The following is a 26,281-nucleotide window of genomic DNA, read 5'->3' as shown; positions in this document are numbered from 1 at the left end:
CAGTTGGGCCGGGATGTCAGCCAATTTTCTTCAGGCCCATCTTGAAGCGACGGGCATTTACCACATAGTGTCGGGCGCTTTCCCGCAGGCCCTCGATCTGTTCAGGACTCAACTCCCGGACCACCTTGGCTGGTGTGCCCATGATCATGGAGCCATCCGGAAATTCCTTGCCCTCAGTCACCAGGGAGCCAGCACCCACCAGGCAGTTTCTGCCAATTCTGGCACCGTTGAGCACCACCGCACCAATGCCAATCAGCGATTCATCACCAATCGTGCAGCCGTGCAGCATGACCATGTGGCCGACGGTGACATGCTTGCCAACCTTGAGCGGTTTGCCGTGGTCGGCATGCATCACGCTGCCGTCCTGGATGTTGCTGCCTTCGCCAATCTCGATAGTTTCGGTATCGCCCCGCACCGTCACGCCAAACCAGACACTGGCTTCAGCCTCAATCTTGACCGCGCCCATGACCTGGGCGTTGTCAGCCACCCAGGCGCTGTCGGCCACTTCGGGGATATGGGTATCGAGTTGGTAAATGGCCATGGTGCTTTCGTGTGTACTTGTATGCCTGAAAACCTACAATTGTAGGGATGCCCACCCCTTGGCGTGGGCGCTGAGACTGATCGCTATGCACTCCCTTCGCACTGCTGCCCTCGCCCCCTGGGCCCAAACCGACCCCGTGCTGAAAGCACAGACCACTTTGGCGCTGGACCTGCGCCTGCCCGTGGTTGCAGACCAGGCGCTGCAAGCCCCAAGTCCAGCTCCAGGCCGCTCGGCACGTCCCGAACTGGTGCCACACACCCAGCTTAAAGCCAAATCCATGTCCACCCCTGAAGGTAGGGCCATGCTGGTGCATTCGATTGCCCACATTGAGCTCAATGCCATCGATCTGGCGCTCGACGTGGTCTGGCGCTTTGCGGGCATGCCCGATGACTTTTACACCGATTGGGTGCGTATCGCCCAAGAAGAGGCCAAGCACTTCACCCTGTTGCGCAAGCACCTGGTGGACATGGGCTTTGACTACGGTGACTTTCCGGCGCACAACACCCTTTGGGACATGGCCGAACGCACCCGGGGAGACTTGCTGGCGCGCATTGGCATCGTGCCACGCACCATGGAGGCCCGAGGCCTGGACGCCTCGCCGGGCGTGAAAAACAAACTGGTCAGCGTAGGTGATCACCGCGCGGGCGACATCCTGGACTTGATCCTGACCGAAGAAATTGGCCATGTGGCCACCGGTAACCGCTGGTACCGCTACCTGTGCGCGCAGCGCGGACTGGACCCGATCAGCACCTACGCCGAGCTGGTCGCGCAATACGATGCTCCCAAACTGCGCCCACCCTTCAACCTAGCGGCAAGGCGCTTGGCAGGATTTGAAGAGGTCGAACTGGCTGCCCTGAGATGAACCCAGCCGGGGCCTTTGGGCTTGAGTGACAATCTATCCATTGTTTGTCCGCTGTCTCAACTCTCACATTGAAAGCTTTCCATGAATGTCTACGAAACACTGAAAACCTTGAGCCTCGAACTTCCGCCCATAGCTGTGCCTGCTGCGGCCTATGTGCCCTTCGTACAAACTGGCAACCTGGTTTTCCTGTCAGGCCACATCGCCAAAAAAGACGGCAAAGTCTGGGTCGGCCAACTGGGGCGAAACATGGACACGGCAGAAGGCCAGCAAGCTGCTCGCTCTGTCGCCATTGATCTGATCGGCACATTGCATGCCGCAGTGGGTGACTTGAACAAGGTCAAACGGATTGTCAAAGTGATGAGTCTGGTCAACTCGACCGCTGAATTCACAGAACAACATCTGGTCACCAACGGTTGCAGCGAACTGCTGGGGCAGGTTTTTGGCGCTCAGGTGGGCGCACATGCCCGCAGTGCATTTGGCGTGGCGCAGATCCCCCTGGGTGCGTGCGTTGAAATCGAATTGATTGCCGAAATCGGCTGAGACCGGTCTCGCCCAAGCGGCAGCCCCTTGCGCCCTGGCGCTGCATCGCCGACGTTGGGGCTCAGGACAAACGCCTGCAAACCTCTGCAGCGATCGCCATTGAGCTGGTCAACCCAGGGGATTCGATGCCCAAAAGATTCACCAGACCGGGCACGCCGTGCTCGGCAGGGCCCTGGATCATGAAGTCGCCCGCCGCTTCGTGCGGGGCGTTGATCTTGGGGCGTATGCCCGCATAACCCGCCTGCAAAGCGCCATCGGCTAAACCCGGCCAATACTTGCGCACCTCGGCATAAAAGGCATCGCCCCGGCGCGGTTCCACTTGCAAGTCCGTGGGGTCCTCGACCCATTGCACGTCAGGACCGAACTTGGCTTGCCCGCCCAGATCGAGCGTGAGGTGAACACCCAAACCGGCTTTTTCGGGCACGGGGTAAATCAGGCGGGAAAACGGTGCCTTGCCCGCCAGCGTGAAGTAGTTGCCTTTGGCGTAATGGGCTTGGGGCAAGAGGCTTTTGTCCAGCCCGTCCATCCGCCCGGCCAGCGCCACGGCGCTCAGCCCTGCCGCGTTGACCAACACCTTGCAGGCCAGCTTGGTGCCGTCTTGCGTGGTCACACGAATCGGGTGCGTGGCGGTGCCCTGCCGCACGCCAATGTGCTGCACGGGCGAGACCAGCGCCAGCAGACCGCCCGCGTTTTCCATGTCGCCTTGCAAGGCGAGCATGTAGCCGTGGCTGTCAATCACCCCGGTGCTGGGCGAGAGTAGCGCCGCTTCGCAAGCCAGCGCAGGCTCCAGCGCCTGGGCCTGAGCAGCCGTGAGTTTTTGCAAATCGTGCACGCCGTTGGCGGCGGCCTTGGCCATGATGCCGTCCAGCGCCAGCACTTGCTCGGGGCTGGTGGCCACGATCAGCTTGCCCAGCTGTCTGTGTGCCACGCCGCGCTCAGCGCAATAGGCGTAGAGCATTTGCTTGCCTTGGACACACAGCCGCGCCTTGAGCGAGCCAGCCGGGTAATAAATGCCCGCGTGGATGACCTCGCTGTTGCGCGAGCTGGTGCCGGTGCCGATGGCGTTTTCCGATTCGACCACCAGCACCTCGCGGCCCGCGAGCGCCAGCGCCCGACCCACAGCCAGACCGACCACCCCGGCCCCGATCACAACAGCTTCGATTTGTTCCATGGGCAGCATTGTGGCTCAGACGTTGAGAGTCTTGAAGCAGTGACACCCGCAAGACAGACACCCGCAACGCACACTGGCAGACTGCCTAGCATTCAACAAGGAGACCGTTTCATGTCGCTGTTCGATCTGAAAGGCAAAGTCGCTGTCGTCACCGGCTCCAGCCGGGGCATTGGCCGATCCATCGCACACCAGTTGGCCCTGCAAGGCGCCAAAGTGGTGGTGTCCAGCCGCAAGCAAGACGCCTGTGAAGTGGTGGTCAAAGAGATCCAGGCTGCAGGCGGCGAAGCCATGGCCATTGCGGCCAGCATTTCCAGCAAAGAGCAGCTGCAAAACCTGATCGCGCAGACCCGTGAGATTTGGGGGGTGATCGATATCCTGGTGTGCAATGCAGCCACCAACCCCTATTACGGTCCGGCCACGGGCATGAGCGACGAGGTGTTTGACAAGGTGATGCGCAACAACGTGCTGTCGAATGCCTGGTTGTGCAACCTGGTCTACCCCGACATGAAGGCCCAAAAAGACGGGGCCATCGTGATCGTGTCGTCCATAGGCGGCTTGCACGGCTCGTCGGTCATCGGCGCCTACAACCTGTCCAAGGCGGCCGACATGCAGTTGGCGCGCAATCTGGCGGTGGAATGGGGGCCGGACAACATCCGCGTCAACTGCATTGCACCGGGCTTGATCAAGACCGACTTTGCCAAGGCGCTGCACGAGGACCCGGTGCTGAGCGCCAAATACAACAGCCAGGCCCCTATGCGCCGTATGGGTGAGGCGGATGACATTGGCGGCATCGCGGTGTTTTTGGCGAGCTCGGCGGCCAATTATGTGACCGGTCAGACCGTGGTGGCCGATGGCGGGATGATGATTCGCTGATTCGCTGATTCGCTGATTTGCTTGTTTAGCGATGTCCGCTGAGAACGGTGTGGGGCCGGGCGCCTCATGCTGGGGTACCAGAAATCGGCGCCAGGCCCCACACCGTTCTCAGCTCCGTGGTTGATCGCGGGGCAGTCAAAGGGTATTTCGAAAGCGGCGATTTGTCCAAGGGACCCATTCACCTTCAGCCCCTCAAAGCACAAAGCCCGCATCAGCGGGCTTTGTGACTGGAAGCTTGGCTCGATCAGCCGAAGTTCTTCTCAGCGAAAGACCAGTTCACCAGGTTGTTGAGGAAAGTCTCCACGAACTTGGGACGCATGTTGCGGTAGTCGATGTAGTAGGCGTGCTCCCAGACGTCCACCGTGAGCAAGGCCGTGTCGCCAGTGGTCAGGGGGGTGCCCGCTGCGCCCATGTTGACGATGTCGACCGAGCCGTCGGCTTTCTTAACCAGCCATGTCCAGCCAGAGCCGAAGTTGCCCACGGCGCTCTTGACGAAGGCTTCTTTGAAAGCAGCATAGCTGCCGAACTTGGCGTTGATGGCTGCAGCCAAGGCGCCTGTGGGCTCGCCGCCGCCGTTGGGCTTCATGCAGCTCCAGAAGAAGGTGTGGTTCCAGATCTGGGCCGAGTTGTTGTACACGCCGCCGCTGGATTTTTTGATGATCTCTTCGAGGGACATGGTCTCGAATTCAGTGCCCTTTTGCAGGTTGTTCAGGTTCACCACGTAAGCGTTGTGGTGCTTGCCGTGATGAAACTCCAGGGTTTCCTGGCTGTAGTGAGGGGCCAAAGCGTCGATCGCGTAAGGCAGTGCGGGCAAAGTGTGTTCCATGAGGGGTCCTTGTGTTGATGCAAATTGAAAAACAATCCGCGTATTTTAGGGGCATCACGATCGCCCCTTGGGTATTCAGGACTCTGGAGAGCATGACGGCGATGGTCATCTGAAACACATCGCCTTGGCGGGGTGGGGCCAGGGCGACGATTTTGGGTACCCCCGCATGAGGAGCCCTGGCCCCACCCCGCCAAGGCTTACCCAAGGGACCCTATTCAAGCGACACGACCAAAGGCACCACGCCATCGGACAAAGTGGCCTGAACGCTCTGTCCGGGCTGAAATTGCCCGGCATGGGTCAAAGCCTGACCCTTGTCATCACTCAGCCAGGCATAACCGCGCTCAAGCACCTGACGCGGGTCCACCGACGACAAGCGCAAAGCGGCACGCTCCAGGCGCTGGGCGCGTTGCGGCACCTGCTGAGCCCGGTTGAAACCGAAACGGTCATTGAGGCGCTCCAGTCGGTGCCCGCTGTCCGTCAGATCGTTTAGTACACTGACATGCAATCGGTGCGCCAGTTGATCCAGCCACGGCAGGTGCTGGCCCAACAAGGCCTGTGGACGACTCAAGCGGTTGGCTATGGCGCTCAGGCGCTGGGCTTGGCGGTCTTGCTGACGAGCCAGCCCCACACCCAGCCGGGCGGCAACGCTGTCAAGACGTTGGGCTTGTCGGTCTTGCTGACGCAGCAGGCCCCGATTCAAGCGGTGTTCCAAAACACTTAAGGCTTCAATCCCCACGCCCCTGTCGGTCGCGGCCATCTCGGCTGCCGACGTGGGCGTGGGGGCGCGCACATCGGCCACAAAGTCGGCAATGGTGAAATCGGTCTCGTGGCCCACGCCGCAAATCAGCGGCACAGGACTCTGGGCGATCACACGGGCCAGGTTTTCGTCATTGAAAGACCACAGGTCTTCCATCGAACCGCCACCACGCACCAAAAGGATCACGTCCACAGGCGGGCAGAGCGGGTTGTCTTCGGCGGTGAAGTGATAAAGGCTTTGCAGCGCTTGCGCCAGGGTGGTAGCCGCACCCGCACCCTGCACCAGAGCAGGAGCCATCAACACCGGGATGTGCGGCACGCGACGCTCCAAGGCGGTGACCACGTCATGCCACGCTGCGGCCCCCAGCGATGTGACCACCCCAATGGCGCGGGGCTGGGCTAGCAGTTCGCGTTTGAGCGCAGGATCAAAAAGGCCTTCGCCCTCCAATTTAGCCTTGAGACGCAAAAATTGCTCAAACAATGCACCTTGCCCGGCACGGCTCATCGATTCGACCACCAACTGCAGGTCGCCACGAGCCTCGTACAGCCCCAAGCGGCCCTGCACCTCGACCAGCTCGCCATCTCGGGGGGGGAAATCCAGCAAATTGGCGGCCCGCCGAAACATGGCGCAACGAATCTGCCCGGTATCGTCCTTGATTGAGAAGTAACAATGCCCACTGGCTGCGCGTGAGAAACCCGAAATCTCGCCGCGAACCTTGACGGGATTGAACTGGGCGTCCAGACTGTCAGCGACAGCGCGGCACAGCGCCGAAACGGACCACGCACGGGGCGTCAAATCGACATTTTCAGTCATGGAATGGCGGATTGATGAGGGTTTTGAGAAGGTTTAAAGCGGTAAGCCATGGCTGGTCATGCCCAGTACTCCACAAGCCAAGCCCCGCGACATGAAAAAAAGTCCACCGAAAACAATTTATGGATCACCAATCCAAGTATTTGATTTTATTGATGATTTTAGTTTTTTGATACCAATGAAGCCCTCGAATTCAAAACCCGGGTATTCAAAACACAGCCGAAGGTCAAAGTTTTCCACAAAGTTATCCACAGAATTGCCAGAGGCCAAACTGCATCCAGGGCATCAGGCACCCTGCAAGTCAGCCTTGACCGATAATCAAGCCGCCTGATGCCTGCCCAGAAATGACTTTGACCATGACCAAGCTACCCGATGGATTCTCCCATTTTGTGAGCGCGCACGCGAAAGCATCGAGTCATTGATGGGCCATTCCCCACACCACCTTCTACCGCGCATTTGGAGCTCGCGTAACACCGTTGCCCGCTTGTTGACACCCTTGTCCATCCTTTACGGGCTGGTCTTTTTTGTCCGTCTGCTGTGTTATCAGTGGGGCTTCAAAAAGAGACGCCGATTGCCCGTGCCCGTGGTGGTGGTGGGCAATGTGGTGGCCGGCGGCGCTGGCAAAACACCAGTGACCATGGCCATTGTGGACCACCTGCTCGCCCAAGGCTGGCGTCCCGGGGTGATTTCCCGTGGACATGGACGACAGAGTCGAGACACACGCCCTGTTGACACCGACAGCCATCCCGCCGATGTGGGTGACGAACCCCTGCTGATACGCCAAAAAACCAATCTGCCAGTTTGGGTTGCCCGGCTGCGCGCTGACGCCGGGGTGGCACTGCTCAAGGCCCATCCGGAAACGGACATTCTGGTTTGTGACGATGGTTTACAGCATTGGTCATTGGAGCGCGATATCGACATTTGCGTCATGGACGAAAGAGGCATCGGCAATGGTTGGCTATTGCCTGCAGGCCCCTTGCGCGAACCCTGGCCCAAATCGGTGGATTTTTTATTGCACACCGGGGCCAATCAGCTCCCAGGTGGATTTCACGCCCATCGACAGTTAGCCGACTGGGCCGTGGATGGTCAAGGGCGTCGTGTGACCTTGAACAGCCTGCTGAATCAACCCGTGGACGCCCTGGCCGGCCTGGCCCGGCCCGAAGGGTTTTTCAAACTTCTGCGCGACAAAGGCCTGACTCTCCATTACACCAGCGCCCTGCCAGACCACTTTGACTTTGGCTCCTGGCCCAATTCTGATTTGACAAGACCACTGCTATGCACGGAAAAAGACGCGGTCAAATTGTGGCGTCACCAGCCGCAAGCCTTGTCAGTGCCACTGACGCTGAAAGTTGAGCCAGATTTTTGGACTGCGTTGGATCAGCGTTTGTTGTCACTCAAGGCACCCTGACGCTCGCCCGTTATCATCTCACCATGGACATCAAATTGCTTGAATTGCTGGTTTGCCCAGTCACCAAGGGACCTCTCAATTTTGATCGGGAGCGTCTTGAATTGCTATCTCGAAGTGCTCGTCTGGCTTACCCGATTCGTCAGGGAATTCCTATCTTGCTGGAAAACGAAGCCCGCACACTGACTGACGAGGAAATTGAAAAACTCGCGGCCCTGCGTCCGGCGCTTTGAGAGCTCAGCATGACCAATCAGGCAGTCCAGCAGGAATTTACAGTGGTCATACCGGCACGCATGGCCTCAAGCCGCCTGCCCAACAAACCACTGGCCGACATAGATGGGTTGCCCATGGTGGTGCGGGTGGCACAACGCGCACTACAGTCCCAGGCCCGTCATGTAGTGGTCGCAGCCGACGATACACAAATCGTGCAAGTCTGCCAAAGCCACGGCATTTCGGCCCTGCTGACCCGCAAGGACCATGTCAGTGGCAGTGACCGCTTGGCGGAGGCATGCCAACTCTTGCGACTTGCTCACGAAGCGGTGGTGGTGAATGTGCAGGGTGACGAGCCTTTGATACCCCCCGGATTGATCGATGATGTCGCCAGAGTGCTCATCGAGCGGCCCGAAGCCAGCATGAGCACCGCAGCCCACGCCATTGACTCTTTGCAAGAGTTCGTGAATCCGAATATCGTGAAAGTGGTTATGGATGTGCGCCAAATGGCCTTGTATTTCAGTCGTGCCCCCATTCCGTGGTGGCGTGATGGCCAGTTATCGGGCTCATTTCAAACTTTGCCCAGCCCCGCACCATGGCGGCACATCGGCATTTACGGTTACCGGGCTGGTTTTTTGTCGGATTTCCCGAGCCTGCCCCCCTCTCCATTGGAAAACACCGAATCACTTGAACAGCTACGGGCGCTGTGGCATGGTCACCGGATCGTCGTCCACCTGACCCAACAAGCCCCGGGACCAGGGGTGGATACCCCGCAAGATCTGGCCCGTATTCGTCAACTGATCGCGCAAGGAAACCTGTCCTCCCCCTGGCCGTAAGCCAACTTTGAGAATGGCGTGCTATTCTCAAAACACTGACAGGTCTGGTCATTTGGCTGGACCGACCCAAACCATTACAAACAACAAGGACCTTCCCATGAGACTGATTCTGCTGGGCGCACCCGGAGCTGGAAAAGGTACCCAAGCCACTTTCATTTGTCAGAAATACAACATTCCCCAAATTTCCACAGGCGACATGTTGCGGGCCGCAGTCAAGGCCGGCACACCGCTGGGTCTGCAAGCCAAGGCCGTGATGGAATCCGGCGCTTTGGTGAGCGATGATTTGATCATCAACCTGGTGAAAGAGCGCCTCGCGCAAGCCGATTGTGCCAATGGCTTCCTGTTTGACGGCTTTCCCCGCACCATTCCGCAAGCCGATGCCATGAAAGCCGCCGGGGTCAAACTCGATTACGTGCTCGAAATTGATGTCCCCTTCGATGCCATCATTGAACGCATGAGCGGCCGTCGCTCGCATCCAGCCTCAGGCCGCACCTACCATGTCAAATTCAAACCTCCCAAAAAAGAGGGCCTAGACGACGTGACTGGCGAACCCCTGGTGCAGCGCGCCGACGACCAGGAAGTGACCGTGAAAAAACGCCTCGATGTTTACAGCGCCCAGACCCGCCCCCTGGTCGACTACTACGCCAATTGGGCGCAAGCAGATGCCATGACCGCCCCGAAATATCGAGCCATCAGCGGAACTGGCAGTGTGGAAGACATCACCCAACGCGCACTCCTGGCACTGGCCACTTAGGCCGCGAAGCGCTTCAAGAGCAGCGGCTGGCGCACCACCACCTTCCCAAAACACGCCCCGTTCAGGGGCTTTGTTATTTGCATGAGCTCAAGCCGGGAAAGGATCGTTCCAGCAAACTGCTCAAGAACATCTGTTCACCTCCGCGCTCATTTTTAAAAAAAGCTTGCACAAACCGAAAAGCTGGTTAAAAATACAGTCACTGGATGAATAAACAGCCATCCCCACCAAGGAAGCACATGACTGACAGCCCCAAACTGACTGCACGGCAACAAGAAATCCTGGAGCTCATCCAGAACACCATCGCCAGCGCCGGTGCCCCCCCTACGCGAGCCGAGATCGCAAGCGTGCTGGGCTTCAAATCAGCCAATGCTGCAGAAGAGCACCTCAAAGCCTTGGCCCGTAAGGGGGTCATTGAATTGGTCAGCGGCACTTCTCGTGGCATACGTCTCAAAGGCAATAACCGAAACACCCCACGCACAACAACCGACCTTTTAACCATGACTCTGCCGGGTTTGGGTCAGTTGTGTTTGCCACTCATTGGTCGCGTTGCTGCAGGTTCACCGATCCTGGCCCAGGAACATGTTGACCGCAGCTACCAAATCGAAAGCAGCTTGTTTTCCACCCAACCCGACTATCTACTTCGGGTCCGCGGCATGTCCATGCGCGATGCCGGCATCATGGATGGCGACCTGTTGGCCGTGAAATCGACCAAAGAGGTTCGCAATGGACAAATCATTGTGGCCAGACTGGGCGAAGAAGTCACCGTCAAACGCCTGAACAAAACAGCCACCGGCATCGAACTCTTGCCTGAAAATCCGGACTACCCAACCATACGCGTCCACCCAGACGAGCCCTTTGACATCGAGGGCCTAGCGGTCGGTTTGATCCGGAACAGCAGCCTGATGTAAGCCCTTCGACTTGCACTCAGGTGGCGGGCGCTGTTCAGCAGCCCTGAACGCAATGTCTCTCATCACCAATCCTGCCTATGTCCAACCTCCATGCTTTTGAAAGGTTTCACATGGGAATCGCTCTCCTGACCCTCTCAGGTCTATTCAGACATCTGCCGGACTTTCACCCGTCCAAATCGGCCAAATTCAGACGCGCCATTGAACCTTCGCCCTACCCCGGTCGCGCAGTTCGACCCACGGTTTGCACCACAACTGTGTCAAAACCCATGTCCATCAACACCCAGCGTCTGGAGGTTCTCAGGCTCCACGAATTCAAGGACAGACCGCAAACCACTGGAAGAATGGTGATCTCTGGTCGCATGTCTGATGTGTGCGCCGAATTGGATCGACTTGCGGCCCTGGAAATGATGCGTTCGCGAAATTGACCCCGATTGGCAAACACCCCACAAAAAGGCAGGGATCGCCCTGCCTTTTTCGTCTCCTGACAAGGCACAATGTCGGGCATGAATATTGTGATCCTAGACGACTACCAAGATGTCGTGCGCAAACTCGAATGCGCGTCCAAGCTCGAGAACTACCCTGCCAAGGTTTACACCAACACGGTCAAAGGCATTGGTCAACTGTCTAGCCGACTTAAAGATGCCGATGTGATCGTGTTGATCCGTGAACGCACCTCTTTGAACAGGGCCTTGATAGACAAACTGCCACGCCTGAAGTTGATCGCCCAAACAGGTCGCGTCGGTAATCACATCGACCTGGCGGCTTGCACGGAGCGGGGCGTGGCCGTGGCCGAAGGGATGGGCTCCCCCGTTGCACCGGCCGAACTGACTTGGGCTCTGATCATGGCAGCATCCCGGCGCCTGCCCCACTACATCAGCAACCTCAAGCATGGTGCCTGGCAGCAGTCGGGCCTGAAATCCAGTGGCAGGCCCACCAATTTTGGTTTGGGTATCGTGTTGAAGGGCAAAACCCTCGGTGTATGGGGTTACGGAAAAATTGGCCAGTTGGTCGCAGGCTATGGCCGCGCATTTGGCATGAACGTGCAGATTTGGGGTAGCGATGAGTCCCGAATCCGGGCCGTCAAGGATGGATTGACCGCCGCGCCCAGTCGTGAGTCATTTTTTGAAAATTCGGATGTGCTGTCCTTGCATTTGCGCTTGAACGAGGCGACTACCGGCATCGTGACCAGTAATGACTTGGGCAACATGAAACCCACAGCCCTGTTGGTCAACACATCGCGTGCAGAGTTGATCGAGGACAATGCTTTGGTTGGTGCCTTGAATCGAGGGCACCCCGGCATGGCCGCGATCGATGTTTTTGAATCCGAGCCGATCTTGCAGGGTTCTACTCTCTTGCGGCTGGAGAATTGCATCTGCACACCACACATAGGCTATGTTGAGAAAGACAGCTATGAGCTCTACTTCGGAACGGCTTTTGACAATGTCGTGAACTACATCAAAGGTACGCCGACCAACATCGTCAATCCTGGCGCACTGCAGGTGCGCAGGTAAGAGCTCCGACCATGAAACTCGAGTTTTCCAGGGTTGCCGTCATCGGCGCCGGCGCCATGGGCCGGGGCATTGCCCAAATCGCCGCGCAAGCAGGCAGCCAGGTTTGGCTATTCGACACGCAAGCCGAAGCCATTCACAAAGCCCGCGATGCGGTGTTCCAGCAATGGGACAAGTTGCAAGAAAAAGGCCGCTTGAGCGCCGAAGCCCTAGCAGGGCACAAAAGCCGCCTGCTGGGCGCAGCCAGCCTGCAAGACCTGGCCGAGTGCGAGTTGGTGGTCGAAGCCATCGTCGAAAGGCTCGACATCAAGAAAAGCCTGTTCACCGATCTGGAAAAAGTGCTGGCACCCAGCGCCGTGTTGGTGACCAACACCTCCTCGCTGTCCGTGACTGCAATTGCTGCCGCCTTGCAGCGGCCAGCTCAGTTTGCGGGCTACCACTTCTTCAACCCCGTACCTCTGATGAAGGTGGTCGAAGTGATTGCGGGCCTCAAAACCGACCCCGAGGTGTGCCAACGCCTGACCGAGTTTGCTCGCCAAATGGGCCACACACCCGTTCAAGCTCAAGACACGCCGGGTTTCATCGTCAACCATGCGGGTCGCGGTTATGGCACCGAAGCGCTGCGCATCGTGAGCGAAGGCATTGCCGATTTCGCCACCATCGACCGCATCCTGCGCGATCAGGTGGGCTTCAAACTCGGCCCCTTTGAGCTGTTTGACCTGACGGCCCTGGACGTGTCGCACCACGTCATCGAAGCGATCTACCACCAGTACTACGAAGAGCCACGCTACCGCCCTAACGTCATCACCGCCCAGCGCTTGGCGGGGGGTGTGGTCGGCAAAAAAGTGGGCGAAGGCTTTTACAAATACGTGGATGGTGCAGCGCAAGTGCCCGCCGAGCCACCAGTGCCTGTGGTGGACAGCATCCCGCCCGTGTGGGTCTCGCCCCGCGCAGCGCGCCGCATGGAACTGCTGCAACTGCTCAAAGACCTGGGCGCCACCATCGAAACCGGCGCATCGCCCTCCCCCGACGCGCTGACCCTCGTCGCCCCGTTGGGTTTTGACATCACCACCGTCGCCGTGGTCGAGCGGCTGGACCCTGCCCGCACCGTCGGCATCGACATGCTGTTTGAGGACGCATCCACCAAGCGCCGCGTGCTGGCCACCAACCCGGCCACACGCATCGACATGCGCAATGCGGCCCATGCCTTGTTTGCCAGAGACGGCAAAGCCGTCTCGGTCATCCGCGACAGCGGTGGATTTGTCACGCAACGCGTGGTGGCCTCCATCGTCAACATCGCGTCCGACATGTGCCAGCAACGCATCTGCAGCCCGCAAGATCTGGAAACCGCTGTCACGCTGGGCTTGGCTTACCCCATGGGCCCCTTGGCCATGGGCAACCGCTTGGGTCCCGACAGCATCCTGGAAGTGCTGTTCAACCTGCAAACGGTTTATGGTGACCCCCGCTATCGCCCCAGCCCCTGGCTGCGCCGCCGTGGTGCGATTGGCCTGTCGCTCATGCACACCGAAGAATAACAACTTTGCGGGACAGATCTTTAGCTCTGTCCCCAACTGATCAATAAATATGACCGCCCAACTGCTCAGCACCAGCGAAGGCCGGACCTTGGTCCTGACCCTCAGCAACCCGGAGTTTCGCAACGCCCTTGGCCCCGAGATGTACGCCGCAGGCGTGGAAGCCCTGAGCGTGGCCGAATCGAACCCCGATGTGCGCAGCGTGGTGATCACCGGGGCCAACAGCATCTTTAGCGCTGGCGGCAATTTGCAGCGCTTGCAAAACAATCGGCAACTGCCGCCCGAACACCAGGCGCAAAGCATTGAAGGCCTGCACAACTGGATCGAGGCTATCCGCACCTTTCCCAAGCCCGTGGTGGCCGCCGTGGAAGGCCCGGCGGCTGGCGCCGGTTTTTCGTTGGCATTGGCCTGCGACATGATCGTCGCCGCGCGCAACAGCGTGTTCGTGATGGCCTACAGCTCGATTGCTTTGTCGCCCGACGGTGGCGGCAGTTGGAGCCTGTCGCGGGCCGTGCCGCGCCAGCTGGCCACCGAGCTGCTGATGTGTGGCGAGCGCATCGGTGCCGAGCGACTGCAACAGCTTGGCGTGGTCAACCGTCTGGCCGACGCCGGTCAGGCGCTGCAGCAAGCCTTACAACTGTGCGAGCTGCTCAATGCCCGCGCACCCAACGCCCTGGCCAGCATCAAGGATTTACTGGCCGACGCCGATGACAACAGCTTGACAACGCACCTGGCCCGCGAACGCGACCACTTTGTCAAAAACCTGCACCACCCCAACGCAGGTATTGGCATTGGCGCGTTTTTGAACAAGAAAAATCCCAAATACGATTAAAGCGACTGGTCCCCCAGGCGACAAAACCCCGATCATCAGTCACTCAAAGGACAGAGCATGGACGAACCGATTCTGACAATGGAGGAAAGAGAGGCGATCAACAATGGTCGCTGGTTCTCAAGCCTTTCACCTTCACTACGACACGACATACTTCGATGCGCTTACGTCAAACGACACAAAGACGGCGACATGCTCGCTGCCCGGGGCGATCCGCCCGAGCAGTGGATCGCCTGTGCCAAGGGCGCGGTGCGCGTGAGCTCCACCTCGGTGTCGGGCAAACAGATCACCTTGACCTATGTGGAGCCGGGCATCTGGTTTGGCGATGTGTCGATCTTCGACGGAGACCGGCGCACACACGACTGCTATGCACACGGCGAGACGACCACGCTGAACGTGGCCAAGGCCGACTTCAAGAAAATCCTGACGCAGCATGTCGAGTTTTACGACGCGATGCTGCGCCTGCATGCCCGGCGCATTCGCCAGCTGTACGGCTTGGTGGAAGACCTCAACACATTGCCCTTGCGTGCTCGTCTGGCCAAACAACTCAACCACTTGGTGCGCAGCTACGGTGTGCCCAGTTTGTCGGACGCCAAGGCGATCCGCATCAGCTTGCAACTGGCGCAGGAAGAACTGGCGCAATTGCTGGGTGCTTCACGCCAACGAGTGAACCAGGAACTCAAGCAAATGGAGCGCGAGCAAATCATCCGGATCGAGCCGGGCGGCTTGGTGGTGCTGGACCGCGATGCGCTGTTGCGGATCGTGAACGCGGACCACTGACACGCCATATTTTCACCCTATCGCCGCTGACTGCGGCGACCACTGATTTTCGACGGGTCCACCCATGAGTGCTTTTGATCATTTTGTGGGGACCCGGCCTGTCAAGGGCACCCACGCCTTCGACATCCCAGCCCTGGAAGCCTGGCTCAGCGCCAAAATCCCCGGCTTTGCAGGCCCTTTGAGCGTGGAAATGTTCAAAGGCGGCCAGTCCAACCCCACCTACAAACTCATCACGCCCACACGCCAATACGTGATGAGGGCCAAGCCCGGTCCGGTGGCCAAGCTGCTGCCTTCGGCCCACGCCATCGAGCGCGAATTTGCGGTCATGAAAGGCTTGCACGGCACCGACGTGCCCGTGGCCCAAATGCATGTGCTGTGCGACGACGAAGCGGTGATTGGCCGCGCGTTTTACGTCATGGAGTTTGTGCAAGGCCGCGTGCTGTGGGACCAATCTTTGCCCGGCATGTCGCAGGCCGAGCGCGGTGCGATTTACGACGAAATGAACCGGGTACTGGCGGCGCTGCACAAGGTCGATGTCGCCAAGCAAGGCCTGTCCAGCTATGGCAAACCTGGCAACTACATTGAGCGCCAGATCGGCCGCTGGAGCAAACAGTACGCAGCGTCTGTCACCCAGCCCATTCCCGAGATGGACCAGCTGATCGAATGGCTGCCGAAAAACATCCCGGACAGCGCCAAAGACGAGTCAATGGTCGGCGTCGTGCATGGCGACTACCGCTTGGACAACCTGATGTTCCACCCCACCGAAGCGCGCGTACTCGCCGTGCTCGACTGGGAACTGTCCACCTTGGGTCACCCGTTGGCTGACTTCAGCTACCACTGCATGGCCTGGCACATCAAACCGGGCACCTTCAGGGGCATCGGTGGTCTTGATTTCGCGGCTCTCGGCATCCCGTCTGAGGCCGAATACATTCGCCGCTACTGCGAGCGCACCGGTTTCACCACACCCGAGGCTTTGGCCAAAGACTGGAATTTTTATTTGGCCTACAACATGTTCCGCATTGCCGCGATTTTGCAAGGCATTGCCAAACGCGTCGAAGACGGCACTGCGTCCAGCGAGCAAGCCAAAACCTCCGGTGCCGGTGCGCGCCCGATGGCCGAGTTGGCCTGGCAGTTCGCCCGCAAAGCCTGACCCCCTTTTTACGACCCATCACTTCAAGGAGATAGACCATGGATTTTGAATACACCCCCAAGGTCAAAGACATGCAGGCCCGTTTGCTGACCTTCATGGACGAGCACATTTACCCCAACGAGGCGAGGTTCTTCGAAGAGATTGCCGAAAACCGCGCCAAGGGCAACGCCTGGGTGCCCACCAAAATCGTCGAAGAACTCAAGCCCAAGGCCCTGGCCGCCGGTTTGTGGAACCTGTTTTTGCCCAAGTCGACACGCGCACCCCAAGGCCTGTCCAACCTCGAATACGCACCCTTGTGCGAGATCATGGGCCGTGTGCCCTTTGCGGCCGAAATTTTCAACTGCTCAGCGCCCGACACCGGCAACATGGAAACGCTGGAGCGCTATGCCAGCGAAAGCCTCAAGGACGAATGGCTGGAGCCTTTGCTGCGCGGTGAAATCCGCTCGGCCTTCTTGATGACCGAGCCCGATGTGGCCTCATCGGACGCGACCAACATCGAATGCGAAATCCGCCGCGAAGGCAATGAATACGTCATCAATGGCCGCAAGTGGTGGTCGTCCGGCGCGGGCGACCCACGCTGCGCGGTCTACATCGTCATGGGCAAGACCAACCCCGATGCCGGTCGCCACGAACAACAATCCATGATCGTGGTGCCCGCCAACTCGCCCGGCATCACCGTGGTGCGCGCCCTGTCGGTGTTTGGTTATGACGACGCACCGCATGGCCACATGGAAGTCGTGCTCAAAAACGTGCGCGTTCCAGCGGAAAACATCTTGCTGGGCGAATGCCGTGGCTTTGAAATCGCGCAAGGCCGCTTAGGCCCTGGCCGCATTCACCACTGCATGCGCACCATCGGCATCGCCGAACGCGCCCTGGAGCTGATGTGCAAACGCCTGAACGAGCGGGTGGCCTTTGGCCGCGAAGTGGCCCGCCAGACCGTGTGGCAAGAGCGCATTGCAGAATCGCGCTGCATGATCGAGCAAGCCCGCCTGCTCACCCTCAAAGCCGCGCACATGATGGACACCGTGGGCAACAAGGTCGCCAAGGCCGAAATCGCCATGATCAAAATCGTGGCCCCCAACATGGCCTGCCAGATCATCGACTGGGCCATTCAGGCGCACGGTGGTGGTGGCGTGTCACAAGACTTCCCGCTGGCCTATGCCTACGCCCACCAGCGTACCCTGCGCCTGGCAGACGGCCCAGACGAAGTGCACCGCAACTCGCTGGCCAAACTGGAGCTGGCCAAGCAACTGGCTTTGCCGGGCAATATCAAAATGCCCGTGACACGGGGTGGCTGAAAACACCATGCGCTCCGGTCACCGGATGGGACTTTTTTAGGGCTCGCGCGAACAATGACCAATTTGGGAGTTAAAATACTAGCAGTCGGAGCGTAGCGCAGCCTGGTAGCGCATCTGCTTTGGGAGCAGAGGGTCGCGAGTTCGAATCCCGCCGCTCCGACCATTTCTGTGGATTTTCCTGCACGGCGTCATTGCAAAATTTGGCGTCTTGGACGCTCGATAAAAAAGGCCCATACGGGCCTTTTGTCTTTCTTGTATCTGCCCGTAGCTCAGTTGGATAGAGCAACAGCCTTCTAAGCTGTGGGTCACAGGTTCGATTCCTGTCGGGCAGACCAATCAGCCTTGCCCGACCCCCGTCAGTTGGCGTAATGCGTCTTGCGACCGGTGTCAGCCAGCAAACTGGGCAGGCTCTGCCAAGCTTGCGAAATGTCATTGATCAAGGTTTTAACCTCTTCCAGTGCTGGCAAATCGTTGTAGGCGTTGATGTGGAACAGTCGCCGAGTAATGTAAGCGTACAGCTCATTTAGATTCTGGGCCAACTCTCCTCCTCGCTCGAGATCCAGCGCGCCTTGCAAACCCACCACGATGCGCCCGGCACGAGCCAATGCTTTGGATTTTTCTTCAATGACGTTGTTTTGGATGTGGCCTGATGCCATTGCAAGGCTCTCCAGCAAACCATCAAACAACATCTGGATCAACTGGATGTTGTCCGCCGTCGCCACACCTGTGGTGACCTGGACAGAACCGTAACTTTCAGCAAACTTGGAATAGGCACGCATGGAAGACCCCTTGACTACTTGAGTAAAAGAGGTATCGGTGTCTGGCAAGCAAACTTGAGCCAGGTCGGGTTCATCAGCACGAATTTTTAAGCGCAAGACCAAAGGCTCAGGCTTACCCGACGACGCCTAAACTGACTGCGGCTGATCTTGAGTGGGCGTTGTTGCAATACGAGCCATCGCTCACGCCGATGCTCACTTGCGCAGGTGTCATGCCCATCTGGCCCAGCCAATTTTGCTGGGGGCTGGACAGGGGGCCACCTTGGAGCATGCCATTGATGGTGGCGTAGCCCATGCCGGCACCGGCTGCGATGGTTGTTCCGGCGATGGCTGGTGTTACTGCTAGGGTGCTGACAGAATTCGCCGCAACAATCGAGCCATTGGCCAAAGCCCAATTCCCCGTTCCAGCAATCATCGCCCCCGTACCCCAGGTCAGGGCAGCCGTCAGCAGCATAAATGCCACGCCTGTCCAGCTGCTCTTGGACTCGACGTTACGATAGATCTCCTCTTCGATATTGGGGATGTTGCCCCCCTCCAGATGCTCCAGCACAAAGCCTGCAAAGGCCAGTTGATCCGGGTGTGTGCACGTCGTGGTCCGGGGGCAAATCACAGCCATCATGGAGGGTGTGGTGGTGTTGCGCTGCGTGGACATCGACAAGGGTGCGGCCAGGTAAACCTTGGGCCTTGCGTAGCCCACGGTGGTGGTGTTGATTTTCTTTCTGAGCAAGTTACCACTGGTGGACTGGCGTTGATCCAGGCGCAGCGAAGTCTCCACAAAGAATGCATAGGGGGCTTGATGGTGCATCATGGCCTGGCCAACGGCCACCTGCGCGGCGGCAATGTTCATGTTGTAGAACACGGGGTCTGTGGGATTGGGCAGCGCCTGCATGTGTTTGGGATAAAACGGATCAATGCCCCGGGTATAGGGGCTCCAGTTTTCTGATTTGTCGCGGAACATGCGCCGCACAATGTGCCAGCGATGGTGGGGGGCTGCAAGGCTTTCTGTCGTAAAACATAGTTTGACATATGGTGCGCGGGGAAATAAAATTCCATTACGCACTCAAGGAGTTTAAAAATGGAAGTCACACTTAGAAAAATGGGTAACAGCACAGCTTTGGTCATGCCACCACCGGTCCTGCGAGATCTCGGATTGTCGGCAGGACGGACCATGAAAATTCACGTCACTGCGAACGGCAAAATTGTTTTAGAGCCGAGGCGAAAGTACAAATTGGCTGATTTGATTGCGCAATGTGATCTCAAAGCTGCAGCCCCTGCTGATTTGAGTGTGTGGGACAAAACTGCACCTGTTGGCGGCGAAGTATGGTGAAACGTACTTTCTCTCGTGGAGACATTGTTAGTGTGCCGCTTGATCCAGTTGTTGGAAAGGAGCAGTCAGGACATCGCCCCGCGTTGGTATTGACCAGTCAAGCGTTTAACAAATTGGGGGATGTACTTGTTGCTCCCATTACCCAAGGTGGTGATTTCGCAAGGTACGCCGGATTTGCTGTGAGTTTGACGGGAACGGGCCTGAAAACGCAAGGGGTTGCGCTCATCAACAAAATAAGAATGCTTGATTTGAATGCGCGTGATGCAAGAAAAATCGAAACGGCACCAGCTGAGGTTATTGAAGATGCCATTGCCAGGCTTGAATCAATGCTCGAGAAATAGGGGCTGTCAACGGCTCGCGTAAGTTAATCGTTAATGAATCAACAATGGAAGACCTTCCATGAAAACTTTCCGCACTTTTGCGCTGCTCGTGGCCACCGCTGCCTTGCTGGGGTTGGGGGGGGTGCAACGTTAACGCCAAACGACATTCTTTCTATGCATGCACCCGGTGAACAGTCTTTGTATGGAGTCGTAGCTGGTAAACCTAGAAAGCTTCATGAGCTGACCGATTACAAGGACTTTCGAGAAAACTGTGGGCAACAAATTCAACCTGATGTAATTGCCGCCTCTGCGAATGAGTGGTTGAAGAAACACGTTTGCGGAAACATGGAGAAATGGCAATTTGTGCCTATCGTTTACCACACAAAGGTGTGGGGAGCTAAGGGCATCAAGGCTGCTAGGGCTTATGCCCCTATAGACTTGATTATTGAAGAAGATGATGTTTTGTAGTTCAGCATGGATGCGACAGATACGTCCATTGAGGGACGAAAAATTCGTCCTGATTTAGTCAAGCGCGTAGCTCGCAAAGCTAAGGACGCCACTAAAGAGTCTGGTTGCTATTGGGATGGCGGAAAAGGTGCCACCACGGCATTCATTGGCGGTGGTGCCGTCTGTGATGGCTGGAACTGGCGGGATCAGAAGTTCGCCAAGGAATGAACTGAATCTTCATGTCGATCACAAAGGGCCGCAATAGCGGCCCTTTGTGTTGGTGCACTTGCCCGGCTCAATCGGGCCTGTCAGACTCGTCGGTGAAGTAAGCCGTGGCCATGCAGTTATAGAAGGTCTTCTGTTCGCGGCCAAAGCCTGCATTGATACACGCCTGACGCTTGCGAGTGAAGTCCTTGGCGTTGTAGGCAATGTTGGGGGGTGTATCCGCACGAGGTGTGACACCGGGCACAAGCCCTTGCGCGAGGCATTGCGCCCGGGTCAAAGTGACCGGGCAGTTGCCCTCAATCAGCCGGCGTGTGCCTTGAAAGTTGTTGCCCGATTGCGGTGTTCCTGGATTTCCAGATTGGATACGTTTGGTCGATGCCGCTGAATAAAGACCCGTGCAGCGATGCCCGCGACACTGTTGCAGGGCAAGGTGTGATCCGACCACAGTGGTCGCATCGATCAAGCCCGAATCGAGCCAGACCACTTTTCCCTGTGCTGCCACAGCTGCGCACATGTCGGCAGCAAGAAGTTGTCGATTGAAAAGACCGAATACTGGAGATTTAATTGGTTTGAGAGATTTTTAGATTTTGTCGCAATTTCTTCACCACGGTCGAGAGAATTTGACTGACCCGGGATTCACTGACACCCAAAATCTCACCGATCGCCTTGAGATTCATCTCTTCGACATAATAAAGCGACATGACCATGCGTTCCCGCTCAGGCAATTGGTCAATGGCTTGAACCACTGCCTCCATGAACTGAGCCTCTTCCACCATCACTTCGGGCTGCATCGCACTGTCGGCAGGCATGTTCATAACCTCGTCGTTGACGACCTCCATCGAGAAGGTTTCGAAGAGTTTGGCCTGGCCCCGTTCTTTATGAAATTCACCGATTTCCTTGCCCATGAACTGGGCCAGCTCGGCCTGATTCGGTGCACGCCCTAACTCTGCAGCCAACACATGCACCGCTTCGTTCTCGTTTTTGTTGAAGGCGACCGCCGAGCGCGGCAAGAAAGACTGCCGTCTGACTTCATCCAGAATCGCACCGCGCACCCGACTCAGGGCAAAATGCTCAAACTCAAAACCTTTGGCGGGATCAAACGACCGCGCCGCTTCGATCAATCCCACCATGCCCACCTGAACCAATTCGTCCAGCTCCATGAAAGGCGGCAAACGCACTTTCAGATGCACCGCCACACGTTTGACCATGGGCATATGCGTCAGGATCAAGGACTCATGCCGGTTTCCGACCTCTTCGTACAATGAAACATTGATGCTCATGTCTTTACCCGCCTGCTGGAACGCTAAGCATGCGCTCCAAGAAAAATTGCGTCCGCCCGGAAGCCGACTGAACCGGTGGCAACCTGGACACTGCCTCGGCCAGAGCTCTGAAATCCCGCGCAGCGGCGCTGCCCGGCGCGTAATCGAGGACCGACTGGTACTTGCGCAAGGCCTGTAACACCAGCTCGTCGCCCTCAATCGCGTTCAAATAACGGATCGACACGCCCAGACAACGGGTGCAGACATCGTTCAAACGGCGATACAAGCGCCGACCTTCCTGGGCGTTGCCCACCATATTGGGAATCAGGTAAATCTCGTCCAGCGACTGCTCTGTCGACATGACTTTGATCAAGCCATAAGCATCGGCAATCGATGAGGGTTGGTCGCACACCACTACAAAACGACGTTGACAAGAGGCCATGAACTCCAGCACCGCCGGTGCAATGCCCGCAGCCACATCCACCACCAGGTAGTCCACCGGTTCGTCCAAGGTGTCAAAAGCATGAACCAAACTGGCAATCTGCACCGCATCCAACGCGGCAATGTCTCGCAAACCGGAGGCACCTGGCACCAAACGGACACCCTGCGCCGTGGTGACCAAAACTTCTTGAAGTTTTTTGCTGCCATTGAGCACGTGGCTGACGTTATGAGGAGCATGCGCTCCCAGCGCAATCTGCGCATTGGCCATGCCTAGGTCGGCGTCCAGCAACATCACCTTGTGGCCCCGCATGGCCAAAGCCACAGCCAGGTTGATCGACACGGTGGTTTTACCGGCACCCCCTTTGCCGCTGGCCACGCCGATGACCTGAGGGAATTTTTTCTTATCCATGCAAAGCCTTGGCAGATGACTTGGCCGTGACGGCAATAGGCTGGATCTCCGGCAACAGGGCCTGCAAAGGCATCATCGCCAAGTCCACCAGGCGCTCGGCCCTGAAAGCCAGGGGAGGCACGTGGATCCGGCTGTCTTCTCCCATGCAGGAGACACTCAGAGACTGGTCACACAAGCCCTTGATCAAGGGCCAGGGGTAGGCCGCTTCATCCACCTTGGTCAGCATCAGGGACGACCACCGGGTGTTCGAACTTTGGAGAATTTTTTGCACACTGGTCACCGTCGCATCAACAGGCAGCACGGCGTGAATGTCCACACCAGAAAATGACTGCTTGAGTTGTTGTGCGTGGCCCACGAAATCGGTACCCGGCGTGTCGATCCAGATGGTCCTTCCCTGCAAGTCGTCCAGCAAAGCCTGCAGCATGGCCAAGTCAGCGGCCCGCAAGCAACTTGCACCCGCCTGTGAAGCCAACAATTGGATTTGAGACCAGACACCCGGGCGCTGATCGCCGTAGCTGATCATGACCTGCTTGTCAGCCCCATGAATCTGGGCTGCGGCATGGGCAAGACGACCCAACATCGATGTTTTGCCCGCTCCCGAAGGCCCGCACAGGATGTGTACACCGGCATCGGGTACTTTCATCTCCGCTCGGCTGATGGCAACGGCCAACATGCTCTTCAGCACGGGCCAGGCCTCGCCCAGCGTCTGCAGGCACTGGATGCTGTCGGTCAGCAAGCTGCGCAGGGCCACGGGCATACCAACTTCCTGCATGGCTATGGACAGCCTCTGGATGTCGGGCGACAAGCCCAACATTTGCTGCCACGGTTGCATCTGGATTGACAGTGCGAACTCTCTGCGCAAGGCCGACATTTCCTCGCGCAGCATGGCGACGATTTCCTGACTGCGCTGATGTTCATGCTGGGCCGTCTGCACGGCCAAGGCCTGCGCCGACTCTTGCAAAGCCAGTGCACTCGGAGTTGGGCGCTCAGTCGCCGCAGCGCGCCCCTGCAAACCGGTATGGCCTGTCTGAAAGTTCCTGGTGGCCGGCGCTTCGGGCTCGCTCACAGATGCCGCTTGGGCGCTGGCGTTTTGAAACACCCTGGCAAAAGGCAGGGGCTCGTTTTGGTCGGACTGCAAGGCCAAATCATCAGACACTTTGCGGGAATTCAATGCGGAATGAGCCTGCTGCGCCATGGTGTCGTCCTGTGCAGCTTCGCTGGACACTTCGACGGCAACGATCAACTCGGTCTGCTGATCTACCCTTTGACTCGAAATGATCAGGACATCGGGGCCATAAAGCTGAATGGCTTTTTCATTCGCTGATCGGCTGTCGCGGGCAATGATGCGTTTGAGTTCCATGATTTATCAGGCTTTGTTGACAGGAGAGTTGTTGCGTGGATCGGCTTGCACGGTGTTGATCACCTTGACGGCCTGGTCATCCGGTATTTCGCTATACGACAGCACGGTCAGGTCGTTCACTCGGTAACGCACGGCGCGTGACATCCAGGGGCGGATCGCAGGCGAAACCACCAGCACGGCGGGCAAGCCCTGCTCCTCAGTGGTACGGGCACTTTCACGCAAGGCGGCAAACAGGCTTTCGGCTAAACTGGGCTCCAGCACCATGCCAGCCGCATTCGTGTTTTGTTGCAGTACGTTGTGAAGCAATTGCTCCAGCTGGGGGTCCAAGGTCAAGACCGACAGAGTGTCACGATTTTCAGTCAGGCTTTGGACGATCATGCGGCCCAGCTTGGGGCGGATCAACTGGGTCAGCTGATCCGGGTCTTGTGTGCGTGCGCAGACCTCAGTCAAGGCCTCAACCACAGTGCGCATGTCGCGAATGGGCACCGCCTCCTGCAACAAGTTTTGCAAGGTGCGGGTCACCACACCCAAAGACAACTTGCCCGGCACCAACTCTTCCACCAGCTTGGGGGATTTGGCGGCCAATTTATCCAGCAGCTTTTGGGCCTCGTCGTGGCTCATCAGCTCTGAGGCATTGTCACGCAGAACTTTGTTCATGTGGGTAGCAATGGCCGTGCTCGGGTCGACCACGGTGTAGCCCAAAGCGCGGGCCTGATCGCGCCAAGAGGACTCGATCCAGACGGCTTCAAGGCCGAAAGCGGGCTCTTTGGTGGGCTGGCCTTCAACTTTGCCGTACACCTTGCCGGGGTTGATCGCCAGTTCACGACCCACCTTGACCTCGCCACGACCACGCACCACGCCATTCAAAACGATGTGGTACGCGTCGGGCTCAAGGTTGAGCGCATCACGAATGCGAACAGGTTGCACCAAAAAACCCAATTCGGCCGAGAGTTTCTTGCGCACGCCCTTGACGCGCGTCATCAGCTGACCTCCCGACTCGACGTTGACCAAGGGGATCAGGCCATAACCAATCTCAAGGCCAATCAAATCCACCTGCTCCACATCGTCCCAGTCCAGCTCTTTGGCCGTTTCATGGGTGGGCATTGCAGGTGCGGCTGTTTTTTGCTCGAGTTGCATCTGTTTGCGCATCACCATGAAGGCCACCCCGGCTGTGGCGGCGGCCAGGGTCAGGAACACCAGATGGGGCATGCCCGGCACCAGACCCATAATCGTCAAAATGGCGGCCGAAATGAACAAAGCAGGCACATTCGACAATTGACCAGAAGCCTGCTCGGTCATTGACTCGGAAGTCGTCACCCGGGTCACGATGATGGCAGTGGCCAGCGACATGAACAGAGAAGGAATCTGGGCGACCAGGCCATCACCAATGGTCAGCAGGACATAAATACGGCTAGCCTCGCTCACGGGCAAGTTGTGCTGACCGATGCCGATGGCCAAGCCCCCAACGATGTTGATGATCAGGATCAGCAGACCCGCAATCGCATCGCCACTGACAAATTTGGAGGCACCGTCCATAGAGCCGAAAAAGTCAGACTCCTGCGCCAATTCTTCCCGGCGTTTTTTGGCGGTTTCCTGATCGATGACCCCGGCGTTCAGGTCGGCATCGATCGACATCTGCTTGCCGGGCATCGCATCCAGCGTAAAGCGGGCATTGACCTCGGAGACGCGACCCGCGCCCTTGGTCACCACAAAAAAGTTCACGATCATCAAAATCACGAAGATGATGAAACCGACCACATAGTTGCCGCCGATGACGAACTCGCCGAACGCCGCAATCACTTTACCGGCTGCCTCTGGGCCTTCATGGCCGTTGACCAACACCACGCGGGTAGAGGCCACATTCAAGGCCAGACGCAACATGGTGGCAAACAACAAGACCGAGGGAAAGGACGAAAACTCCAACGGCTTACGCGTGCCAATCGCGATCATGATGACCAACAGGCCAATCATGATGTTGAAAGTGAACAGGATGTCCAGCAGCAACGGTGGCAGTGGCACCACCAGCATCGCCATGATCAACAAGACCAAAGCAGGCAAACCCAGACCCGCCCAATCCAGACGGGAGAAGTTCTGTCGGATCGCTGACAGGGTCAATGTACTCATGTG

29 protein-coding genes, 2 tRNA genes and 1 pseudogene are annotated in these 26,281 nt (G+C 57.9%); 21 read left to right on the top strand and 11 right to left on the bottom strand.

Annotated elements, in window-relative coordinates; translation table 11 throughout:
• Positions 1 to 16: 16 nt before the first annotated feature.
• Entirely contained in the window at positions 17 to 541 is a 525-nt protein-coding gene (locus HEQ17_RS04585) for a gamma carbonic anhydrase family protein (RefSeq protein ID WP_296291573.1), read from the bottom strand.
• 85 nt (positions 542 to 626) lie between these two features.
• Between HEQ17_RS04585 and HEQ17_RS04580 the strand changes: the two genes are divergently transcribed.
• Complete coding sequence (locus tag HEQ17_RS04580; protein WP_296291571.1) at positions 627 to 1,403, top strand: ferritin-like domain-containing protein; 777 nt, start codon at positions 627 to 629, stop codon at positions 1,401 to 1,403.
• Positions 1,404 to 1,484: 81 nt separating this feature from the next.
• A complete protein-coding gene (locus tag HEQ17_RS04575) occupies positions 1,485 to 1,943 on the top strand; it encodes a RidA family protein (RefSeq protein ID WP_296291569.1) in 459 nt (152 codons plus the stop codon).
• A 61-nt stretch (positions 1,944 to 2,004) separates the two neighbouring features.
• On the opposite strand, the gene HEQ17_RS04570 is transcribed toward HEQ17_RS04575, so the two are convergent.
• Positions 2,005 to 3,114, bottom strand: coding sequence for an NAD(P)/FAD-dependent oxidoreductase (locus tag HEQ17_RS04570; RefSeq protein ID WP_296291567.1), 1,110 nt, complete (start codon positions 3,112 to 3,114; stop codon positions 2,005 to 2,007).
• 111 nt (positions 3,115 to 3,225) lie between these two features.
• Here HEQ17_RS04570 and HEQ17_RS04565 point away from each other — a divergent pair, with 111 nt between their 5' ends.
• Positions 3,226 to 3,987 carry an SDR family NAD(P)-dependent oxidoreductase gene (locus HEQ17_RS04565; RefSeq protein ID WP_296291565.1) on the top strand — a complete coding sequence of 254 codons (762 nt, stop codon included), beginning with the start codon at positions 3,226 to 3,228 and terminating at the stop codon, positions 3,985 to 3,987.
• A gap of 244 nt (positions 3,988 to 4,231) precedes the next feature.
• On the opposite strand, the gene HEQ17_RS04560 is transcribed toward HEQ17_RS04565, so the two are convergent.
• Complete coding sequence (locus HEQ17_RS04560; protein WP_296291563.1) at positions 4,232 to 4,813, bottom strand: Fe-Mn family superoxide dismutase; 582 nt, start codon at positions 4,811 to 4,813, stop codon at positions 4,232 to 4,234.
• Between the two features lie 211 nt (positions 4,814 to 5,024).
• Positions 5,025 to 6,383: an exodeoxyribonuclease VII large subunit gene (gene xseA / locus HEQ17_RS04555; protein WP_296291561.1), complete on the bottom strand. Its 1,359-nt coding sequence runs from the start codon at positions 6,381 to 6,383 to the stop codon at positions 5,025 to 5,027.
• A gap of 418 nt (positions 6,384 to 6,801) precedes the next feature.
• Between xseA and lpxK the strand changes: the two genes are divergently transcribed.
• The 14 genes and pseudogenes from lpxK to HEQ17_RS04485 all read left to right on the top strand — a co-directional run bounded on the left by lpxK (position 6,802) and on the right by HEQ17_RS04485 (position 17,925).
• Positions 6,802 to 7,788 (top strand): tetraacyldisaccharide 4'-kinase, encoded by a 987-nt coding sequence (lpxK, locus tag HEQ17_RS04550; protein ID WP_296291559.1) that lies wholly within the window; start codon positions 6,802 to 6,804, stop codon positions 7,786 to 7,788.
• A gap of 23 nt (positions 7,789 to 7,811) precedes the next feature.
• The gene (locus HEQ17_RS04545) at positions 7,812 to 8,018 is read left to right on the top strand and encodes a Trm112 family protein (RefSeq protein ID WP_296291557.1); all 207 of its coding nucleotides are present in this window, start codon (positions 7,812 to 7,814) and stop codon (positions 8,016 to 8,018) included.
• 9 nt (positions 8,019 to 8,027) lie between these two features.
• Positions 8,028 to 8,831, top strand: coding sequence for a 3-deoxy-manno-octulosonate cytidylyltransferase (kdsB, locus tag HEQ17_RS04540; protein WP_296291555.1), 804 nt, complete (start codon positions 8,028 to 8,030; stop codon positions 8,829 to 8,831).
• 97 nt (positions 8,832 to 8,928) lie between these two features.
• Positions 8,929 to 9,585 carry an adenylate kinase gene (gene adk / locus HEQ17_RS04535; protein WP_296291553.1) on the top strand — a complete coding sequence of 219 codons (657 nt, stop codon included), beginning with the start codon at positions 8,929 to 8,931 and terminating at the stop codon, positions 9,583 to 9,585.
• A 236-nt stretch (positions 9,586 to 9,821) separates the two neighbouring features.
• Entirely contained in the window at positions 9,822 to 10,493 is a 672-nt protein-coding gene (gene lexA, locus HEQ17_RS04530) for a transcriptional repressor LexA (RefSeq protein WP_296291551.1), read from the top strand.
• Between the two features lie 266 nt (positions 10,494 to 10,759).
• Positions 10,760 to 10,918, top strand: coding sequence for a hypothetical protein (locus HEQ17_RS04525; RefSeq protein WP_296291549.1), 159 nt, complete (start codon positions 10,760 to 10,762; stop codon positions 10,916 to 10,918).
• 78 nt (positions 10,919 to 10,996) lie between these two features.
• Entirely contained in the window at positions 10,997 to 12,004 is a 1,008-nt protein-coding gene (locus HEQ17_RS04520; RefSeq protein WP_296291547.1) for a D-2-hydroxyacid dehydrogenase family protein, read from the top strand.
• A pseudogene (locus HEQ17_RS04515) lies at positions 11,995 to 13,536 on the top strand (3-hydroxyacyl-CoA dehydrogenase); the annotation flags it as partial. The gene HEQ17_RS04520 and the pseudogene HEQ17_RS04515, both read left to right, overlap by 10 nt.
• 49 nt (positions 13,537 to 13,585) lie before the next feature.
• Positions 13,586 to 14,365 carry an oxepin-CoA hydrolase, alternative type gene (locus HEQ17_RS04510; RefSeq protein WP_296291546.1) on the top strand — a complete coding sequence of 260 codons (780 nt, stop codon included), beginning with the start codon at positions 13,586 to 13,588 and terminating at the stop codon, positions 14,363 to 14,365.
• Between the two features lie 57 nt (positions 14,366 to 14,422).
• Positions 14,423 to 15,142, top strand: a complete 720-nt coding sequence (locus tag HEQ17_RS04505; RefSeq protein ID WP_296291543.1) for a Crp/Fnr family transcriptional regulator — start codon at positions 14,423 to 14,425, stop codon at positions 15,140 to 15,142.
• A gap of 64 nt (positions 15,143 to 15,206) precedes the next feature.
• A complete protein-coding gene (locus HEQ17_RS04500; protein WP_296291542.1) occupies positions 15,207 to 16,292 on the top strand; it encodes a phosphotransferase in 1,086 nt (361 codons plus the stop codon).
• A 38-nt stretch (positions 16,293 to 16,330) separates the two neighbouring features.
• The gene (locus HEQ17_RS04495; protein ID WP_296291538.1) at positions 16,331 to 17,590 is read left to right on the top strand and encodes an acyl-CoA dehydrogenase family protein; all 1,260 of its coding nucleotides are present in this window, start codon (positions 16,331 to 16,333) and stop codon (positions 17,588 to 17,590) included.
• An 86-nt stretch (positions 17,591 to 17,676) separates the two neighbouring features.
• Positions 17,677 to 17,753: transfer RNA gene (locus tag HEQ17_RS04490), tRNA-Pro, on the top strand.
• A 95-nt stretch (positions 17,754 to 17,848) separates the two neighbouring features.
• Positions 17,849 to 17,925 (top strand) — tRNA-Arg (locus tag HEQ17_RS04485).
• Positions 17,926 to 17,946: 21 nt separating this feature from the next.
• On the opposite strand, the gene fliS is transcribed toward HEQ17_RS04485, so the two are convergent.
• Positions 17,947 to 18,369 carry a flagellar export chaperone FliS gene (gene fliS, locus HEQ17_RS04480; protein ID WP_296291536.1) on the bottom strand — a complete coding sequence of 141 codons (423 nt, stop codon included), beginning with the start codon at positions 18,367 to 18,369 and terminating at the stop codon, positions 17,947 to 17,949.
• A 112-nt stretch (positions 18,370 to 18,481) separates the two neighbouring features.
• The gene (locus HEQ17_RS04475; protein ID WP_296291534.1) at positions 18,482 to 19,324 is read right to left on the bottom strand and encodes a hypothetical protein; all 843 of its coding nucleotides are present in this window, start codon (positions 19,322 to 19,324) and stop codon (positions 18,482 to 18,484) included.
• A gap of 117 nt (positions 19,325 to 19,441) precedes the next feature.
• On the opposite strand from HEQ17_RS04475, the gene HEQ17_RS04470 reads away from it, so the two are divergent.
• From HEQ17_RS04470 to HEQ17_RS04455, 4 genes are read left to right on the top strand one after another with little or no spacing between them, the layout of a single operon-like run.
• On the top strand, positions 19,442 to 19,693 hold the full coding sequence (locus tag HEQ17_RS04470; RefSeq protein ID WP_296291532.1) for an AbrB/MazE/SpoVT family DNA-binding domain-containing protein: 252 nt from the start codon (positions 19,442 to 19,444) through the stop codon (positions 19,691 to 19,693).
• Positions 19,687 to 20,034 (top strand): type II toxin-antitoxin system ChpB family toxin, encoded by a 348-nt coding sequence (locus tag HEQ17_RS04465; RefSeq protein ID WP_296291530.1) that lies wholly within the window; start codon positions 19,687 to 19,689, stop codon positions 20,032 to 20,034. Before HEQ17_RS04470 ends, HEQ17_RS04465 begins: the two co-directional genes overlap by 7 nt.
• 33 nt (positions 20,035 to 20,067) lie before the next feature.
• Positions 20,068 to 20,481: a hypothetical protein gene (locus HEQ17_RS04460; RefSeq protein ID WP_296291528.1), complete on the top strand. Its 414-nt coding sequence runs from the start codon at positions 20,068 to 20,070 to the stop codon at positions 20,479 to 20,481.
• 6 nt (positions 20,482 to 20,487) lie between these two features.
• Positions 20,488 to 20,688, top strand: a complete 201-nt coding sequence (locus tag HEQ17_RS04455) for a hypothetical protein (RefSeq protein ID WP_296291526.1) — start codon at positions 20,488 to 20,490, stop codon at positions 20,686 to 20,688.
• 67 nt (positions 20,689 to 20,755) lie between these two features.
• Here the strand turns inward: HEQ17_RS04455 and HEQ17_RS04450 are convergent, their stop codons facing one another.
• Genes HEQ17_RS04450 through flhA form a run of 5 tightly spaced genes read right to left on the bottom strand, consistent with a single transcriptional unit; the run spans position 20,756 to position 26,278 of the window.
• Positions 20,756 to 21,199, bottom strand: a complete 444-nt coding sequence (locus HEQ17_RS04450; protein WP_296291525.1) for a hypothetical protein — start codon at positions 21,197 to 21,199, stop codon at positions 20,756 to 20,758.
• Positions 21,200 to 21,245: 46 nt separating this feature from the next.
• Positions 21,246 to 21,965, bottom strand: coding sequence for an RNA polymerase sigma factor FliA (gene fliA / locus HEQ17_RS04445; protein WP_296291523.1), 720 nt, complete (start codon positions 21,963 to 21,965; stop codon positions 21,246 to 21,248).
• 4 nt (positions 21,966 to 21,969) lie between these two features.
• Positions 21,970 to 22,794 carry a MinD/ParA family protein gene (locus HEQ17_RS04440; protein ID WP_296291521.1) on the bottom strand — a complete coding sequence of 275 codons (825 nt, stop codon included), beginning with the start codon at positions 22,792 to 22,794 and terminating at the stop codon, positions 21,970 to 21,972.
• Complete coding sequence (locus tag HEQ17_RS04435) at positions 22,787 to 24,154, bottom strand: hypothetical protein (RefSeq protein ID WP_296291519.1); 1,368 nt, start codon at positions 24,152 to 24,154, stop codon at positions 22,787 to 22,789. Before HEQ17_RS04435 ends, HEQ17_RS04440 begins: the two co-directional genes overlap by 8 nt.
• Before the next feature lie 6 nt (positions 24,155 to 24,160).
• Positions 24,161 to 26,278 (bottom strand): flagellar biosynthesis protein FlhA, encoded by a 2,118-nt coding sequence (gene flhA / locus HEQ17_RS04430; protein WP_296291517.1) that lies wholly within the window; start codon positions 26,276 to 26,278, stop codon positions 24,161 to 24,163.
• Positions 26,279 to 26,281 lie beyond the last annotated feature (3 nt).

The sequence above is a fragment of the Limnohabitans sp. genome (assembly GCF_023910625.1).
Taxonomy (GTDB): domain Bacteria; phylum Pseudomonadota; class Gammaproteobacteria; order Burkholderiales; family Burkholderiaceae_C; genus Limnohabitans_A.
Note: the sequence above shows the minus strand (reverse complement) of the source record. Positions and strands in the feature narration are given on the sequence as shown.